14 protein-coding genes are annotated in these 16,016 nt (G+C 73.4%); 7 read left to right on the forward strand and 7 right to left on the reverse strand.

Annotated elements, in window-relative coordinates; all coding sequences use genetic code 11:
* The first annotated feature begins 94 nt into the window (after positions 1–94).
* On the forward strand, positions 95–1,291 hold the full coding sequence (locus E1295_RS32940; RefSeq protein ID WP_132636552.1) for a hypothetical protein: 1,197 nt from the start codon (positions 95–97) through the stop codon (positions 1,289–1,291).
* An 81-nt stretch (positions 1,292–1,372) separates the two neighbouring features.
* Here E1295_RS32940 and E1295_RS32945 read toward each other — a convergent pair whose 3' ends face one another.
* Positions 1,373–1,633 (reverse strand): WGxxGxxG family protein, encoded by a 261-nt coding sequence (locus E1295_RS32945; protein ID WP_132636554.1) that lies wholly within the window; start codon positions 1,631–1,633, stop codon positions 1,373–1,375.
* A 560-nt stretch (positions 1,634–2,193) separates the two neighbouring features.
* On the opposite strand from E1295_RS32945, the gene fusA reads away from it, so the two are divergent.
* Positions 2,194–4,209, forward strand: a complete 2,016-nt coding sequence (fusA, locus tag E1295_RS32950; RefSeq protein ID WP_132636556.1) for an elongation factor G — start codon at positions 2,194–2,196, stop codon at positions 4,207–4,209.
* Positions 4,210–4,275: 66 nt separating this feature from the next.
* Here fusA and E1295_RS32955 read toward each other — a convergent pair whose 3' ends face one another.
* From E1295_RS32955 to E1295_RS32965, 3 genes are all read right to left on the reverse strand, one after another.
* Positions 4,276–6,306, reverse strand: a complete 2,031-nt coding sequence (locus E1295_RS32955) for a M14 family metallopeptidase (RefSeq protein WP_132636558.1) — start codon at positions 6,304–6,306, stop codon at positions 4,276–4,278.
* 82 nt (positions 6,307–6,388) lie between these two features.
* Positions 6,389–7,189 carry an IclR family transcriptional regulator domain-containing protein gene (locus E1295_RS32960; protein WP_132636560.1) on the reverse strand — a complete coding sequence of 267 codons (801 nt, stop codon included), beginning with the start codon at positions 7,187–7,189 and terminating at the stop codon, positions 6,389–6,391.
* 84 nt (positions 7,190–7,273) lie between these two features.
* A complete protein-coding gene (locus E1295_RS32965; RefSeq protein ID WP_132636562.1) occupies positions 7,274–8,707 on the reverse strand; it encodes an amidohydrolase family protein in 1,434 nt (477 codons plus the stop codon).
* Between the two features lie 159 nt (positions 8,708–8,866).
* On the opposite strand from E1295_RS32965, the gene E1295_RS32970 reads away from it, so the two are divergent.
* The 5 genes from E1295_RS32970 to E1295_RS32990 are packed head-to-tail and all read left to right on the forward strand — an operon-like array spanning position 8,867 to position 13,042.
* Complete coding sequence (locus E1295_RS32970; RefSeq protein ID WP_132636564.1) at positions 8,867–10,030, forward strand: CaiB/BaiF CoA transferase family protein; 1,164 nt, start codon at positions 8,867–8,869, stop codon at positions 10,028–10,030.
* Positions 10,027–10,833, forward strand: coding sequence for a citryl-CoA lyase (locus tag E1295_RS32975; protein ID WP_132331579.1), 807 nt, complete (start codon positions 10,027–10,029; stop codon positions 10,831–10,833). Before E1295_RS32970 ends, E1295_RS32975 begins: the two co-directional genes overlap by 4 nt.
* A complete protein-coding gene (locus E1295_RS32980; protein ID WP_132636566.1) occupies positions 10,826–11,692 on the forward strand; it encodes a DODA-type extradiol aromatic ring-opening family dioxygenase in 867 nt (288 codons plus the stop codon). Before E1295_RS32975 ends, E1295_RS32980 begins: the two co-directional genes overlap by 8 nt.
* Positions 11,689–12,048 (forward strand): hypothetical protein, encoded by a 360-nt coding sequence (locus tag E1295_RS32985; protein ID WP_132636568.1) that lies wholly within the window; start codon positions 11,689–11,691, stop codon positions 12,046–12,048. The genes E1295_RS32980 and E1295_RS32985 overlap by 4 nt, the downstream gene beginning before the upstream one ends.
* A 37-nt stretch (positions 12,049–12,085) precedes the next feature.
* On the forward strand, positions 12,086–13,042 hold the full coding sequence (locus tag E1295_RS32990; protein ID WP_132636570.1) for a zinc-binding dehydrogenase: 957 nt from the start codon (positions 12,086–12,088) through the stop codon (positions 13,040–13,042).
* Between the two features lie 14 nt (positions 13,043–13,056).
* On the opposite strand, the gene E1295_RS32995 is transcribed toward E1295_RS32990, so the two are convergent.
* The 3 genes from E1295_RS32995 to E1295_RS33005 form a co-directional block, all read right to left on the reverse strand.
* Positions 13,057–13,677 carry an aspartate/glutamate racemase family protein gene (locus E1295_RS32995; protein ID WP_132636572.1) on the reverse strand — a complete coding sequence of 207 codons (621 nt, stop codon included), beginning with the start codon at positions 13,675–13,677 and terminating at the stop codon, positions 13,057–13,059.
* A 113-nt stretch (positions 13,678–13,790) separates the two neighbouring features.
* The gene (locus E1295_RS33000) at positions 13,791–14,714 is read right to left on the reverse strand and encodes a hypothetical protein (protein ID WP_132636574.1); all 924 of its coding nucleotides are present in this window, start codon (positions 14,712–14,714) and stop codon (positions 13,791–13,793) included.
* The coding region (locus E1295_RS33005; RefSeq protein WP_132636576.1) for an FGGY-family carbohydrate kinase at positions 14,711–16,016 on the reverse strand (1,306 nt) is incomplete at its 5' end. The genes E1295_RS33005 and E1295_RS33000, both read right to left, overlap by 4 nt.

A 16,016-nucleotide genomic window follows, 5' to 3' on the forward strand; every position in this document is an offset into this window, starting at 1 on the left:
TCCACCCGGACTCCTGAGCCGGGGAGCAGGGCCGCATCCCGGGCACGCCGGGGTGCGGCCTTGCCCATGCCGTACCCGATCCTGGAGAGAGAGTATGACCACGTCCGTGGATGCGGGGCTGCGCGAACGGGCCGCCCGGCTGACGGTCTCCTTCGACGGAGAAGCCTGGATCCTGGGGCGCCCTGAGCTGGGCGTCTTCGTCGCGGTGCCCGAGCCCGGCGCGGTGTTCGTGACCACGTTGCAGGAGACGGGCTCGCTGGCCGAGGCCACCGCGCGGGCCGGCGAGGTCGCGGGCGAACCGGTGGACGGCACGGACTTCGTCGAAGGGCTCACCGCCGCCGGGCTGCTCGACCCGCCCGCGCAGGCGGCGCCGGTCCGCGGGCACATCCGGTGGATCGAAGGCGTCGGCCCTGAGGCCGCCGCCCGGCTGTTCGGCCGCGCCGCCTGGACGTTCTACGCGGCGGCGGCGCTGTTCGTGGCCGGCGTGCTGGTGTCGCAGCCCCATCTCCGCCCGTCGTGGGAGGACGCCGTGTTCCTGCCCGGTCCGGGGCTGTCGGCGTTCACGTGGCTGCTGCTCGGCATCGGGTTCGGCGCCCTGCACGAGGCCTGGCACTGGCTCGCGGGGCGCGCGGTCGGCGTGCCGGCCGTCTTCCGTGTCAGCTACCGGGGCATGTACGTCGTCTTCGAGACCGACCTCACCCAGATCGTCACGGTGCCGCGCAACCGCCGCTACGGCGTCTACCTGGCCGGGATGGCCATCGACAGCGTGGTCCTGGCCGTGGCGCTCGGGCTGCGCCTGCTCGGCCCGCCCGCCGGCCTGGACGGCTTCCTCGCCGCCGTGGCGCTCTTCCTGATCTTCGGCATCTGCTGGCAGTGGGCCGCCCTGCCGCTGCGCAGCGACTCGTACGCGCTGCTGGCGAACGCGCTGCGCTGCCACAACCTCTACCGGACGACGTGGCTCACCGCGAAACGCCGGCTCTTCCGGCTCACCGAGGCCGAGAGCGCCGAACTGGCCGAGGCCGGAGAGCGGGACCGGCGGGTCGCCCGCTGGTTCGTGGTGCCGTACGTGGCCGGGATCGCCGTCATGGCGTGGATGCTGGTCACGGTGGTGCTGCCGCTCGTGATCTCGCTGGGCGGCTGGGGCCTGGCCCAGTTCGCCGGGGGCGCGATCGGCTCGGCGGGCTTCTGGGAGGCGCTGGCCGTCGCCGTCTACATCGTCGCGCAGCTCGGCCTGCCACCCTTGCTCGCCCTGCGCGAGCGCCGCCTGCGCCGGGCGGGCGCCCTGCTGTGAAGGGGTCGCGTCGGCACGGCCGCGGTGCTGCGGCCGTGCCGCTGCGATCTCATCCCGGCTCGATCGCCGGGCGGGGACGGCCTATGGGCGCATCCCGCGGTCGGAGACGTGTTCCGAGGTGCCGACGTGGCGCTGTTTACGCATGCCGGCCAGGCCGAGCAGGCCCAGCAGGCCCAGCAGGCCCCAAAGGCCGGCGTTACCGCCTCCGTCCGTCTGTTGCTGTGGTGCGGGTGTGACCTGGCTCTGCGCGACGGGCTCGACCGGTGTGTCGGCCGTCGCTGCGGCGGCCGGGACGAGCGTCAAGAAGAACGCCAGGCCCAGCCCGGTGAGCGTCTTACGCATTGGGTTTCCCCCGATCCGGCGGTCTCACAACCGCGGAGACCGCCTATCACGCCTTCCCCCCGGAAGGCTACCGGCAGCGGGGCGATCTCCATTTCCCCTGCTAGTGGGCCTCTACCATCGTCACTTCGCCTCAAACGCCTTCTCCAGCCGGGCGAGGGCCGGGGCACGGCCGCTCGTACGCCGGGCGCGGCGATCCGGGCCCGGCGGCCCTCCGGCGGCCGGTCACCGCAGGCGCACCGGGAAAACCGGTTTCCTCCGTCACAGGCGGGTGATTACACTCCTCCAGCGAACGCCGTACCGCATCGATGAGGGAGGAGCCGGCCGTGCGTCACCACAGCACCGCTGCCGTCGTCCCTCCGTCGCGGCACGAGGTGATCCTGGTGTCTTCGTCGCCCCGATGCCGGCTGCGCGGCCGCCATCGGACGCCCTGACGAAGCGACCTCGCCACCCCCGCGGGCCTGAGCTCGCGCCGGGGTTCTCACCTGGGCCGGCTTCCCGCCGTGCTTCGTCCGGGGAATCGCGCTGTCCTGTTCGACGACACCCCGAAAGGGTCATCGGCTGTGCGCGCCCATCTTTCCACCTGTCTCACGACCGTCCGCAACCTCGGCATCCTCGCCCACGTCGACGCCGGCAAGACCACCGTCACCGAGCGGATGTTGTTCCTCGCCGGCGCCACGTACAAGCGCGGCGAGGTGCACGACGGCACCACCGTCACCGACTTCGACCCCCAGGAGCGCGACCGCGGCATCACGATCTTCGCCGCGGCGGTGAGCTGCGACTGGGACGGGCACCGCATCAACGTCATCGACACCCCCGGCCACGTCGACTTCTCCGACGAGGTGGAACGCTCGCTGCGGGTGCTCGACGGCGCGATCGCGGTGTTCGACGGCGTCGCGGGCGTCGAACCGCAGAGCGAGTCCGTGTGGCGCCTGGCCGACCGGTACGGCGTGCCGCGGATCGTGTTCGTCAACAAGCTCGACCGGGCGGGCGCCGACCTGGACGCCGCGGTCGAGTCGATCCGCCGTCGGCTGCATCCCGCGCCGCTGGTGACGCAGCTGCCGATCGGGCGCGAGGACGCTTTCTCCGGCGTCGTCGACCTGGTGCGCATGCGGTCGCTGGTGTGGACCGGCGGCGCGTACGACGTGGGCGAGGTGCCGGAGGAGCTGCGCGAGGAGGCGCTGCGGCGGCGCCGGCTGCTGGAGGAGTCGGTGGCCGAGCTGCACGCGCAGGCACTGGAGGAGTTCTGCACGGGCACGTCGATCTCCGACGGCACGCTTGAGGCGGCGCTGCGCGACCTGACCCGCACCGGCGCGGGCGTGGTCGTGCTGTGCGGCTCGGCGTACCGGGACCGCGGGGTGGAGCCGCTGCTCGACGCGGTGGTGGCGTACCTGCCCTCGCCGCTGGACGTCCCGGCGGTGCGCGGGCAGGACGGCGAGGAACGCCCGGCGGACCCGGCCGCGCCGCCGGTGGCGCTGGTGTTCAAGGTGAACGCGACCGCCACCGGGCGGCTGACCTACCTGCGGATGTACGCGGGCACGATGCGGAAGGGGGACACGGTGCTGGACGCCGGCACGGGCCGTACCGAGCGGATCAGCCGCATCCTGCGCGTGCAGGCCGACCGGCGCACCGAGGTGGACCGTGCGGTGGCCGGGGACATCGTCGCCGTCGTCGGGCCGAAGACGGCCCGGCCCGGGACGACCCTGTGCGCGCCGGGCTCGCCCCTGGTGCTGGAGCCTCCGGGCGCGGCCGACCCCGTGGTGTCGGTGGCGGTCGAGGCCCGCGGGGGCACCGACGCCGACCGGCTGGCCTCGGCGCTGGCGCGGCTGGCCGAGGAGGACCCGTCGCTGACGGTCCGTACCGACGCCGAGACCGGGCAGACGCTGCTGTCGGGGATGGGCGAGCTGCACCTGGAGGTGGCGGTGGAGAAGGTCCGCCGCGACCACGGGCTGTCCGTCGGCGTCGGCCGGCCGCAGGTCGCGCTCAGGGAGACCCTCGTACGCGGCGTGTCCGGCCTGCTGTACCGGCACGTCAAGCAGGACGGCGGCGCCGGCCAGTACGCCCACGTCGTGATCGACGTGGCGCCGCTGGCCGAGGGTGACTTCGCCTTCTCCTCGACCGTCACGGGCGGGCGGGTGCCGCGCGAGTACGTGCGCGCGGTCGAGGCCGGCTGCCGGGACGCTCTGGCCGACGGGCCGCTGGGAGGGCATCCGGTGACGGGCGTGCGGGTGACGCTGACCGACGGTGCCACCCACACGAAGGACTCCTCGGAGCTCGCCTTCCGCACGGCCGGCCGGCTGGCGCTGCGCGAGGCGCTGCGGGCCGGCACGATGGCGCTGCTCGAACCGGTGGCCGAGGTGACGGTCACGGTGCCGGACGACGCGGCCGGCGGGGTGCTGGGCGACCTCGCGGCCCGGCGCGGGCAGATCTCCGGCTCGACGACGCGGTCGGGCACGGTCGTGATCACCGCGATCGTGCCGCTGGCCGAGGTGTTCGGCTACGCGACCCGGCTGCGCAGCCGTACCCAGGGCCGCGGTACCTTCACCACCCGCCCGGCCGGCTACGCCCCGGCCCCGTAAGAGCCGGGGTGGGGCGCGTGCGCGGCCCCGTCACGGGGGCGGGGCCGCCACGCGGACTCCGGAGGTTCAGCGTTCCCGGTAGTCGGCGGCCACCCCGACGAGCGCGATGAGCCCGGAGGCGAACTCCATCGCCTCCGCGTGCCCCTCGCTGAACGGCGGCTGGAAGCCCACGCCCTCCCACCTGCGCGTTTCGGGGTTCCACAGGTCGGCGCCGACCTCGAAGTCCCATCCGTAGACGCCGTGGTCGTACCAGAGCTCGTCGGCGGAGTTGCCGGCCGCCGAGTACAGCACGTCCGTCACGGGACCCGTCTGCTGCGGCCAGGTGACCGTGCCGCGTTCGGCGGCGATGGCCTCCTCGATCGTACGGGCCGAGCGCAGGAAGTACGCCAGGTCCTGCTCCGACGGCCTGGGGAGGGTGACGCGGCCGTCGAGCTTGTAGGCGCCGGGCGGCCACATGAAGTAGCCGCCGTAGCTGTGCACGTTCAGGGCGAACCTGATGTTGGGGTACGTCCGCGCCAGCCAGATCACGTTGCGGCTCTCCGGCTCGGAGTGCTCGGCAGGGCCCGCGTACGTGCCGCTCTGGCAGTTGGCCGAGGCGCCGAAGTAGCCGTCGTGCAGCGATCCGACGGCGTAGTTGCGGTTGACGTCCACGCCCCAGGTGTTGCGCGAGGCCGGGTCGGACTGCGCGGCGGGGCAGTGGTTGGTCATGTTCTTACGCTGGGCGTTGAAGTCGTAGAAGCTGTAGTTGGCGCCGTCGGGGTTGACGGTCGGCACGATGAAGATGTCGGTGCGCTCCAGCAGCCGGCGGGTCGCCTTGTCGCGGGCGTGGTTGCGCAGCAGGCGTTCGGCCGCCTCGATGGTGACCAGTGGCGTCACCCATTCCCTGGCGTGCTCCTGGGCGTAGGCCAGCACGCCGGTGCGCGAGCCGTCGCGGTGCGCGCCGATGCGCAGGGCCAGCACGCGCGCCGGGGCGCGGGAGACGTCGGCGGGCGCCTGGAGGAAGTCGCTGAGCCGGGCGGGCGGCGCGGGCGCCATGACGCCGCCACCGGCGTCGTCGCGGTAGGTCGTGGCGGTGAGGCCGGCGCCCTCCGTGGCGTTGATCGCGGCGGCGACCTGGGCGGCGGTGCTGACCGGCGTGCCGGAGCCGTCGGTGGCCAGGCTGACGGTGACGAGCTTGCCGTCCACGCTCACCCGCAGCGGCCGGTCAGGTGCTGCGGGGTCGGTCAGCTCGACCGACAGGTCGTTGCCGCCCTCGGAGCCGTAGGCGGCGGAGGTGACGACCACGGCCGCCGCGGGCGGGGCGCCGATGAGGGCCTGGGCGTGGCGCCGGTAGCCGTTGGTCCGGTACGGCAGCGTGATGATCTCGGTGAGCCTCGGGTAGCGCCGGTGCAGGCTCTTGACCCGCTCGTCGAGCTGCGCGGGCGTCATGTACTGGGTGACGAAGTCGCGTTGGTACCCGTGGCCCCTGCGGTCCGGACGCTCGCCGTCGGGCCATTCCTTGACCCGCGCCTCGGCCTTGCCGCCTCCGGCCGAGGTGACGGTGACCCACCGGGGTCTGCCGTCCGCCGGGACGGGGGCGCTGAGCTGGTGGCCGAGGTACGCGCCCGCGTCGACGTACGCGGCCATGGGCGCCTGTCCCTGGGACCCGCGCGTGCCCTTCCACGTCACGCTGAGCGTGGCCGCCTGCCCGGCGCTGCTGGACGCCTCGACGGACAGGAAGTAGCCCTCGCGCGACGCGAACCAGACCGCCCGCTCGATGACGATCTGGTCCTTGCCCGCGGTGGCTCTCGGCCGCGCCTGGGACGGGGTGCCGGGCGCGAGGGTGGCGCCCAGCGACCTCAGGCCGTCGAGCTGGCCGGGAGTGACGACGGCGTCGACCTGGATGCTGCCGTCGGGCTGCGGGCGTACCCGTTCGGTGAGGTCGGCGCCCGAGGCGACCAGGCGGTCGAACGCCGCCTGGTCGGGGACGGCGAGGGTGACCAGCGAGGCGGGCTCGGGGTCGGCGGGCCCTGAGGCGGCCGTAACGGCCGGCCCTGCCGCGGCGAACGTCGTGAGCACCATCATCAGAACGACTGCGGACGCCCGTGCAGCGCGCATCGGCCCCTCCTGGATCGCCGTAGGAGATCATTGAAGGACGACTTGACCCGCCCGGCAAGACCCAGACCGCCACCGGCGTGGCTCAGGAGGCCGTGACGTGCGGGATCTCCTGGTAGAGGGCCCAGTCGGCGCTGATCGCGCCGGCCGTCTTCAGCAGCAGCGGCAGATGCACCTCGGTCAGCTTGTCGATGGAGGTCTCGGCGGCGTGGGCGTTGACGTTGACGGCCGCGATGACGTTGCCGAGCCCGTCTCTGAGCGGCGCGGCGACCGACCGGATGCCGAGGGCGAGCTGCTCGTCCGTCATCGCCCAGCCCTTGGCCCGCACCTCGCGCAGCACCGCGTCGCGCTCCTGGGCGTCCGGCCGCCAGCGCGGCTCGATGCCGGAGCGGCTGGGCTCGGCGAGGACCCGCTCCACCTCGGCGGGTGAGAGCGCGGCGAGCAGCACCTTGCCCAGGGACGTCTGCAGCGCGGGGAAGCGGGTGCCGATCTGCACCGACAGGGCGACGATCTTCGGCACGGCGACCCTGGCGACGTAGACGATGTCGGAGCCGTCGAGCTGGGCGATCGAGGAGGATTCATGCGTCTGCATGACCAGCCGCTCCAGGTGGGGCCTGGCGACCTCCCACAGCCCCATGGAGCGCACGTAGGTGACGCCCAGCTCCAGCACCCGCGGTGTGAGGGCGAACCCGCCCGCCTCCTGCCGGGCGTAGCCGAGTTCCTGGAGGGTGAGCAGGATGCGGCGGGCCGTCGGCCTGGCCAGGCCGGCGGCCGTCGCCACCTCCGTCAGGGACATGACCGGGCGCCCGGGCTGGAATGCCCTGATGACATCGAGACCGCGGGCCAGCGCCTCGATGAAGTCAGGTCCGGTGTCGCCGCGTGCCATCGATGCCCTCTCGTTCGGATCCGCCTGCTCCGACTGTAGACGGTCGGCCCGGCCGGTACGGTCGCCCGTCCGCGTGGCGGCTGGTCACAGGCGGTGCGTGGAGTCGCTGCGGTAGTCGGTGTACGTGTACGGGTTGTCGAGGATCTTGGTGGCGGGGATGTCCGGGTTCATGCCCTTCTCCCAGGCTTCGTCGCCCATCGCGGAGCGCAGGTGCTCGACCGTGCGCTCGACCTGCCGGCGGGCCGCGGCCAGGTCGATGCCGACGAGGCGGTGCTCGTGCTTGACCACCCGGCCGTCGACCAGCACGGTGTGCACGTCGCCGCGCTGCGCCTGGAACGCGACGTGGCCGAACGGGTTGAGCAGCGGGAACGACACGGGCGACGCGTCGTTCTTGATGAGCACCAGGTCGGCCTTCTGGCCGGGTTCGACCGTGCCGAGGTCGTCGCGGCCGATCGCGCGGGCGCCGCCCTTGGTGGCCCAGGTGACGACCTCGTCGGCGCGCAGGCCGCAGTGGGTGACGGTCTCGCCCTTGGCGTGGGCCTCCAGGTGCTCGCGTGAGCGGTCGGCGCCGAGGGTGGCGCGCATGGCGGAGAACAGGTCGCCGCTCCACCAGACGCTCGTGTCCATGGACAGCGACACCGGGATGCCGTGGGCGCGGACGGCCCACGTGGGCGGGTAGCCCTGCCCGGCGCTCTGCTCGCTCTCGGTGGAGACCGAGATGGAGCCGCCGGTGGCCGCGATCCGGTGGTAGGAGTCGGCCGACAGCGAGGCGGCGTGCACGTACACGGTCTCGGATGTCATGAAGCCGTGCTCGTACATGAGCTTGATGCCGTCGTCGCTGGTGGCGCCCCACACGCCGGCGTGCGTGGTGACGGGCAGGCCGAGCTCGCGGGCGACCTCGAAGGCGGGCTTCTCCGGGAACGACGGGTCGCCGAGCACGTCGAAGGCGAGCTGGCAGCCGAGCAGGTCGTCGCCGGTGACGCGCCGGGCGACGAAGTCGCGGAACTCGGGGGTGGCCGTCCACTCGGCGGGCGGCTGCTGGATGTTGCCGTACGCGAGCACGTACCGGCCGGGGACGGACTGCAGCGCGTCGGCGGCGGCGTCGGCGTGGTCGACGGTCTGCAGGCCGTGCGACCAGTCGACGACGGTGGTGACGCCGGCGTCGAGGGCCTCGATCGCGGACAGCGTGTTGCCCGCGTGCACGTCCTCGGGCCTGAAGAGCTTGCCGTGTTCCAGGTAGTACCAGACGAAGTACTGGGTGAGCGTCCAGTCGGCGCCGTAGCCGCGCATCGCGGTCTGCCACATGTGGCGGTGGGTGTCGATCATGCCGGGCATGACGATGCCGCCGGAGGCGTCGATCTCGATGGCGTCCTGCGGGGCCTGCAGGTCCTGGCCGACGGCGGCGATCCGGTCCCCGGTGACGAGGACGTCTGTGCTGGGCAGCACCCGGCGCCCGTCCATGGGCAGCACCGTGCCGCCGCGCAGCACCACGGGGCGCCCGGAGTCGAAGTCGTTCATGGCACGCTCCTCGCTGGCGAACAGTTGTCCGCTATACGGTCATCGCCACTGTGATGAGCGTTGGCCCTGCTGTCAAGGTGCTTGACGTCATAGTCTTTAGATGCTGGGATCGGCTGAGCGGACATATGTCCGTTCAACGGACGCGAGGATGGGAACTCGATGACTGACACCGAGCCGCGGGGGCCGCTGTCCGGCGTGCTGGTCGCCGACTTCTCCAGGGTCCTGGCCGGGCCCTACGCCACGATGTTGCTGGCGGACATGGGAGCCGACGTCATCAAGGTGGAAGGGCCCGGCGGGGACGACACCCGCACGTGGACCCCGCCCGCCAGGGGCGAGGCCTCCACCTACTACCTGGGCGTCAACCGCGGCAAACGCTCCATCGCCCTCGACCTGCGCGACGAGGGCGACGCCGAGGCCGCCAGGGAGCTGGCCAGACGTGCCGACGTCCTGGTGGAGAACTTCCGGCCGGGCGGGCTGGACAAGTACGGCCTCGGCCACGAGGCCGTGCTGGCCGCCAACCCCGGCATCGTGTACGCCTCGATCAGCGGCTTCGGCTCGGGGCCCGGGGCGCGGGTGCCCGGCTACGATCTGATGGTGCAGGCCATGTCGGGGCTGATGAGCCTCACCGGCGAGCCGGACGGGCCGCCCTACCGGGCCGGCATCTCCGTGTTCGACGTGATGGCCGGCAACCACGCCGTCATCGGCATCCTGGCGGCGCTGCGCCACCGCGAGGCCACGGGGCGGGGGCAGCACGTCGAGGTCAACCTGATGTCGTCGGCGCTGACCGGGCTGGTCAACCAGAGCTCGGCGTATGTCGCCGGGGGCGTGGTGCCGTACCGGATGGGCAACGCGCACCCCAGCGTGTTCCCGTACGAACCGCTGCCCACGGCCGATCAGGACCTCATCGTCGCCGCCGCCAACGACGGCCAGTTCCGCAAGCTGTGCGAGGTGCTCGGCATCCCCGAGGTGGCCGGCGACCCGCGCTTCGCCCGCAACGCGAGCCGCACGGCCAACCGCGAGCAGCTGCGGCCGATCCTGGTCGAGCGGCTCGCCCTGCGCTCCGCGGACGAGTGGTTCGACCTGCTCGTGGACGCCGGGGTGCCCTGCGGGCCGATCAACACGATCGACGGCGGGTTCGCCGCGGCGGAGCGGTTCGGGCTCGACCCGGTCGTGGTGGTGGGCGAGGGCGAGCGGGCGGTGCCGACGACGCGGCATCCGATCCGCTTCTCCGAGACGCCCGCGGGCTACGCGCTGCCGCCGCCCGAGCTGAACGAGCACGGCGCCGAGCTGCGCACGTGGCTCGCCGGGGAGCGGCGGTCATGACGCCCAGGGACTACCCCACCGCGCTCGGGGCGTCGTCGCCCACGTCGATCACGCTGCTCGGGCACGACCTCGCCGCCGACGTGATGGGCGAGGTGGGCTTCGGCGAGCTGGCCTTCTGGCTGGCCACGCAGCGCCGCCCGTCGCGGGGCGAGGTGCGGGTGTTCGAGGCGGTGCTGGCCGCGCTGGCCGACCACGGGTTCACGCCGACGGCGATCGTGACGCGGCTGACGTACCTGTCGGCGCCCGACTCCGTGCAGGGGGCGCTGGCCGCCGGGCTGCTCGGCGGCGGCTCGCGGTTCCTCGGCGTCACCGAGGACTGCGGGCGTTTCCTCGCCGGCGTGCTCAAGGAGCACGACCCCCTCCCCTCCGACGACGCCGGCTGGGACGCGCTCGCGCTGGAGACCGTGACGGCCTGGCGGGAGTCGGGACGGCGCGTGCCCGGGCTCGGCCACCACGTGCACAAGGACGGCGACCCCCGTACGCCGCGGCTGTTCGAGATCGCGGCCGAGGAGGGCCTGTACGGCCCGCACCTGTCGCTATTCGCCGCGGTCGGCCGGGTGCACCCGCGCGTGCTGGGCAGGACGCTGCCGCTCAACGGCGCCGGCGTCTGCGGCGCCGCGCTGGCCGACCTCGGGCTGCCGCTGGAACTGCTGCGCGGGTTCGCGCTCCTGGCCAGGACCGCCGGGCTGATCGGCCAGCTCGCCGAGGAGCTGCGGCACCCGGTGGCCAACGACATCTTCCTGTCCGTGGACCTGAACAACCGGTCCGTGCCCCCCGACCCCTACGGAGAGTCGCATGGCTGAACTCGTCGCGGTCATCGCATCCACCCACCATCCCTTCTACTACCGCGCCAGCACCTCCACGGGTGAGGACCGCCCGCCCTTCGCCGACGAGTGGGTGCGCAAGGTCGAGGCGTTCCGGGAGACCCTGACCAGGGCCAGGCCCGACGTGCTGGTCATGGTCGGCTCCGACCACTTCCACCAGCTGTGGCTGGACAACATGCCGCAGTTCCTCGTCGGCAAGGCGCCCTTCTACGACGCGAACTTCTACAACGAGGAACGCGAGTTCGGGCTGCCCAGGATGGTGTTCAGCGGGCAGGAGGACCTGTCGGCGTACATCCTGCGCGAGGGCCTCGACGCGGGCTTCGACCTGGCCTTCTCCAACGAGCTGCGGATCGACCACTCGATCACGTGCCCGATCATCACCCTGCGCCCGCAGAACGACCTGCCGATCGTGCCCGTCTACACCAACATCTTCGCCCCTCCCTTGCCGCAGCCGAAACGGTTCGTGCAGCTCGGCCGGACCATCAGGCAGCTCGTCGAGTCGTGGCCCTCCGACCAGCGGGTCGCCGTCATCGGCACCGGGCACCTGTCGCTCGAACTCGGAGGGCCGCGCCAGTTCGGGCCGCACGGCCCCGACCCGGAGTTCGACCGCAGGGCCGTCGAGTGGATCTCCACCGGTGACCTCGAAGGCTGCCTGTCGGAGGTCACCCTGGACAGCCTGTGGGAGCCCGGCAACGCCACCCACGGCTTCATGGACTTCATGCTGATGATGGGAGTGGCCGGGGAGGGGAAGAAAGCCGACTATGTGGATACCTACGACCTGTTCCACACCATGGAGGCGTACTTCACCTGGTACCCGGCCGGAGGTGAGGGGTCATGAGCAAATACCTGCTGAACAAGTTCCTCTTCACCGTCGACCGCGACCCCGAGCTGGTCGAGCGCTACCGCGAGGAGCCGCGCGCCACGGTGGAGATGTGGGAGGCCGAGTACGCCAACCGCATCCTCGGCTGCCACTCCGGCGAGTCGTCGACGTGGCTGCGCTTCGACGACGTCGAACGCGAGGCGCTGGCCGCCCACGACTACCCGAAGCTGTTCGAGCTGGGGGCCCATCCGTTCCTCACGCTGACGTTGTTCATCGCGATGTTCGAGCGCGACCATCCGCCGCTGGGTTTCCAGAAGGAGTACGCGCGGCGGTTGTCCCACATGAGCCTGCCCTACCCGGACATCGCCACATGACGGAGGCCGCCCGTACTGCCACAGGGATGGTGTCGTGATGCGGGCCGTACTGATCGAGACGTGCGGCCTGCCTCCCGTGGTGGCCGAGCGGCCCGCGCCCGTGGCCGCTCCAGGAGCCGAGAAAGTCGGGGTCATCGCCGCCCCGATCACCCCGCTGGACCTGCTCTGCGCGAGCGGGACCTCCTACTTCGGCACGCCCGCCGTCCCCTACGTGCCCGGGGTGCAGGGTGTCGGCACCGTGGGCGGGCGGCTCGTGTGGTTCCCCACGTCGGCGGGGATGGCGCCCGGCGACGGCAGCATGGCGGAACTGGCGGCGGTGCCCGCCGAGGACCTCGTGGAGCTGCCCGGCGGCGGCGACCCGTTCGCCGTGGCCGCGCTGGGGTTGTCGGCCGTGGCCGCACATATGGCGTTGACCTGGCGCGGCGAGCTGGCCGCCGGCGAGCAGGTGCTGGTGCTCGGCGGCGGAGGCGTGGTGGGGCAGGCGGCCGTGCAGCTCGCCCGTCTGGCGGGCGCCCGCCGGGTCGTCGCCGCCGCCCGCTCACCGCGGGCCCGCGAACAGGCCGGGCAGGCGGGCGCGGACGCCGTCGTCGCCCTGGACACCGACGACGTGGACGCGCTGGCCGCCCGCTTCACCGCCGCCTGCGAGGGGCCGCTGGACCTGGTGCTCGACCCGCTCTTCGGCCTTCCGGCCGCGGCGGCGGCCCGCGCTCTGCGCCCTGGCGGCCGGCTCGTCAACCTCGGCGGCTCGGCGTCGGAGACGTCCCCGCTCGACTCCGCGACGCTGCGCAGCCGGTCGCTGCGGGTGCTCGGCTACACCAACAACGAACTGACCAGGTCACAGCGGGCCTCCGCCATCGGCCTGATCGCCGAGCGGGTGGCCGAAGGGCGGCTGTCGGTGGCGCACGAGATCGTCCCGCTGGAACACGCTCCCGAAGCCTGGCAACGCCAGGCGGCTGGCGAGGCCACGGGCCGCATCGTCCTCGGCGCCACCTGAACCGGCCGGGGGCCTCAGGCCAGCTGGGCGACGCCGGAGCGGGGGGAGGACAGCACCGGCACTCCCCCGCCCGCTTCCGTGACGATCCTGGCCATCGACGCCTGGGCGAGCACCACGACGTCCACCTGCCGGGCGAGCCGGCCGAACCCTTCGAGGACCAGGGCGTCGTGGCGGGCCGGGTCGCCGCCGCGCAGCGCCTCGAAGGCGCCGTCGCACAGGTGCGGGACGATCTCCCGCGACACCTCGCTTCGGGTGGCCGCGCGCCGCACCAGCCGGGTGGTCGGGCCGAGCGTGGTGGCGAGCGTCGCCAGCACGCCGATCCGGTCACCTGCTCGTACCGCCTCCTCGGCCATCGGCTCGTCGATGCGCAGGATCGGCAGCTCGGCGAGCGGGCGCGCCTGCTCGGCGGCCTCGCCGATGGAGCTGCAGGTGACGAGCAGCGTCCCGGCTCCCGACTCCTTGGCGTACATGGCGTACGCGACCAGCCTGCGCAGCACGTGCGGGGGCGGGCCGTCGCCGGCGATGGTGTCCTGGAGCAGGCTCTCGTCGGCGAAGTGCGTGATCCGCGCACCGGGCCGCACCTCGGCGGCCAGTTCGGCCAGCGGCGCGGCCAGCGCGGGCACGGTGTGCAGCATGGCGATCGCCGGCCCAGTCGACGGGCCAGTCGTCGGGCCAGTCGTCGGGCCAGTCGTCGGGGCGGTCGCAGCTCCGGTCGACGGCCCGGTCGACGGCCCGGTCGCCGGGGCGGTCATCGGGCGTTCCACGGGCGGGCGCAGGTGTCGACGATGGAGGCCAGCCGCAGGAGCCGGGGCACCGAACGGGTACGCAGCTCGGCGGCCGTGCCCGCGGAGCCGACCACGTCACTCCAGATCGCGCGCCCGGCCAGCATCCCCGACGCGCCCGCCCGGCAGGCCGCCCGTACGGCGGCGGGGAAGTCGTCCCGTTCGACGCCCTGGGACAGCACCACCCACGGGACGGGGATCTTCTCGTCGAGCAGGGCGCACTCCTCGGCCAGCCGGTCCTCGGGCGCCGCGCCGCCGAGCGGAACCTGGGCCTTGTACAGGCTGGGCAGCAGCCCGGCGAGTTCCCCGGCGGCCTCCCGGATCGCGGCGGGCCCGTCGAAATCCGCCTCCCGGCCCTGTACGGGCTTGGCCACCCCTTCGAGCACGGAGAGCACGCCCGCCTCGGCACACCGGCGGACGAACGCGGCGGCCGTCTCCAGGCGGCGCTGCCGGTGCTCGTCATCGCGCCAGATGAGCAGCAGCTTGGCCGCGACCGCTCCGGCCCGCCGCGCCGCGGCCAGGTCGATCGTGTCGTCGATCGAGGTGTCCTCGACGGGGCCGTCGGGCTCCTGCCGGAGACTGTCCACGGCGATGATGAGCCCGCCGGGCACCATGCCCTCGGCGGCCACCTGGCCGAAGCCGTAGTCCTGGTCGATCAGGAACCCGGACGCGTGCGGGCCGACCTCCCGCGCCACCGCCAGCTTGAAGCCTGTCAGCGTGTCATCGTCCACACGTCTCCCTGTGGCCGCGGCGAACATCTGCCTGAGGCTTTCGCGCTGGTCCATCGCGACCATGGCGAACCCGCCGGAGGGGCGGGCCAGCAGGTCGAGCGTGGGGGTTTCCTGGCTGGTCAAGGGGTGCTCCGATCTGGTGGTGTCCGGCTCGGTCATGCGTTCTCCTGCCGGGCGAGGGTGAGGAAGCGTTCGTAGAGGGGCCGGTAGGCGGCGGCGAGGCCGGGGTCGTGCGGCTGGGGTTCACGGGGCAGTACGGGAACGTCGTCGAGTGAGCCTCCCGCCTGTCCGGCGACGAGGGCGGCGCCCGCGCAGACCGCGTCGTCCGCGCGTACGACGTCGACCGGCACGGGCGAGACCGCCGCCTTGACGCGCATCCAGAGCGGGATCCGCACCTGCCCGCCGAACACCACGAGGCGTTCGGGTGCGGCGCCGGTCACGGCGGCGAGTTCGGCCACGGTCCAGCGGGTGTGCAGGCACGTGCCCTCCATGGCGGCCGCCAGCAGGTCACCGAACGTGTGGTCCGGCCCCATCCCGGACATCGTCGCCCGGCGTCCGCGGTCGGGAGCGGGCGCCACCCTGCCCCGCAGGTACGGCTCGGCGACGATCCCCGTCGGCAACCGCACGCCGTCCAGCAGTCCGGGCAGGACGGCGTACCTGTCCCCCGTCCCGCGAGCGCCGCCATCCACCACGCCGCGCTCGGCTGTCCCGTCGGGCGGGTCGTCGGGGGCGGTGGTCAGGCCGAGGAGCCAGTCGAGCAGGCCGCCGCTGGTCGGCAGGCCGCCGACCAGGACGGTGCCCGTACCGTCGAGCGAAGGGTCGGCCGTGATGCCCATCGCCAGGCCGGTGCGAGGGTCCGGCCGGTGCGCCGCCGGCGCCAGGACCGCCTCCGCCGTGCCCATGGAGTCGGCCACGTGCCCGGGACGGCGTACACCGCAGGCCCAGGCGCCCACCGCGTGGTCGTGGCCGGCGATCACCACGGGGATGCCCGCCGCCACCCCGCTCACCGTCGCCGTCAGCCCGCCCACGGGCTCCACCGCCCGGACCGTGGGGGCCAGCTGCTCCGGCCGGAGCCCGGCCAGGGAGAGCAGGTCCTCGTCGTAGTCACGGCGTACGACGTCGTAGGCGAGGGTGCGCGCGGCCAGCGTCTCATGGGTGCGCAGCACGCCGGTCAGCGCGTACGCCACCGCGTCGGGCACGCTCGCCCACCAGCGCATCGCCGCCGGCACGCCCGGTTCGTGCGCCCTCAGCCAGAGCCACTTGGCCAGCGGCGCCTTCCCGTCCACCCACCGCCCGGTCCGCGCGTAGACCTCCACCGCGTCACCGCCCGCCACACCACCGCGGCCGGGCACGGCCCCGTCACCGCCCGAGCCGAGGTCACTGCCGCGGCCGGGCACCGCCGCGTCGCCGGCGTCCGTTCCCGCAGCGTCATCGCGCGAGCGGGAGCGGGAGGGGGCGGTG

The sequence above is a fragment of the Nonomuraea mesophila genome (assembly GCF_004352805.1).
Lineage (GTDB): Bacteria > Actinomycetota > Actinomycetes > Streptosporangiales > Streptosporangiaceae > Nonomuraea > Nonomuraea longispora.

Coding starts and splice junctions, on each gene's coding strand:
- E1295_RS32940 (WP_132636552.1), top strand. CDS start 95: ATGACCACGTCCGTGGATGCGGGGCTGCGCGAACGGGCCGCCCGGCTG.
- E1295_RS32945 (WP_132636554.1), bottom strand. CDS start 1,633: ATGCGTAAGACGCTCACCGGGCTGGGCCTGGCGTTCTTCTTGACGCTC.
- E1295_RS32955 (WP_132636558.1), bottom strand. CDS start 6,306: ATGCGCGCTGCACGGGCGTCCGCAGTCGTTCTGATGATGGTGCTCACG.
- E1295_RS32960 (WP_132636560.1), bottom strand. CDS start 7,189: ATGGCACGCGGCGACACCGGACCTGACTTCATCGAGGCGCTGGCCCGC.
- E1295_RS32965 (WP_132636562.1), bottom strand. CDS start 8,707: ATGAACGACTTCGACTCCGGGCGCCCCGTGGTGCTGCGCGGCGGCACG.
- E1295_RS32970 (WP_132636564.1), top strand. CDS start 8,867: ATGACTGACACCGAGCCGCGGGGGCCGCTGTCCGGCGTGCTGGTCGCC.
- E1295_RS32975 (WP_132331579.1), top strand. CDS start 10,027: ATGACGCCCAGGGACTACCCCACCGCGCTCGGGGCGTCGTCGCCCACG.
- E1295_RS32980 (WP_132636566.1), top strand. CDS start 10,826: ATGGCTGAACTCGTCGCGGTCATCGCATCCACCCACCATCCCTTCTAC.
- E1295_RS32985 (WP_132636568.1), top strand. CDS start 11,689: ATGAGCAAATACCTGCTGAACAAGTTCCTCTTCACCGTCGACCGCGAC.
- E1295_RS32990 (WP_132636570.1), top strand. CDS start 12,086: ATGCGGGCCGTACTGATCGAGACGTGCGGCCTGCCTCCCGTGGTGGCC.
- E1295_RS32995 (WP_132636572.1), bottom strand. CDS start 13,677: ATGCTGCACACCGTGCCCGCGCTGGCCGCGCCGCTGGCCGAACTGGCC.
- E1295_RS33000 (WP_132636574.1), bottom strand. CDS start 14,714: ATGACCGAGCCGGACACCACCAGATCGGAGCACCCCTTGACCAGCCAG.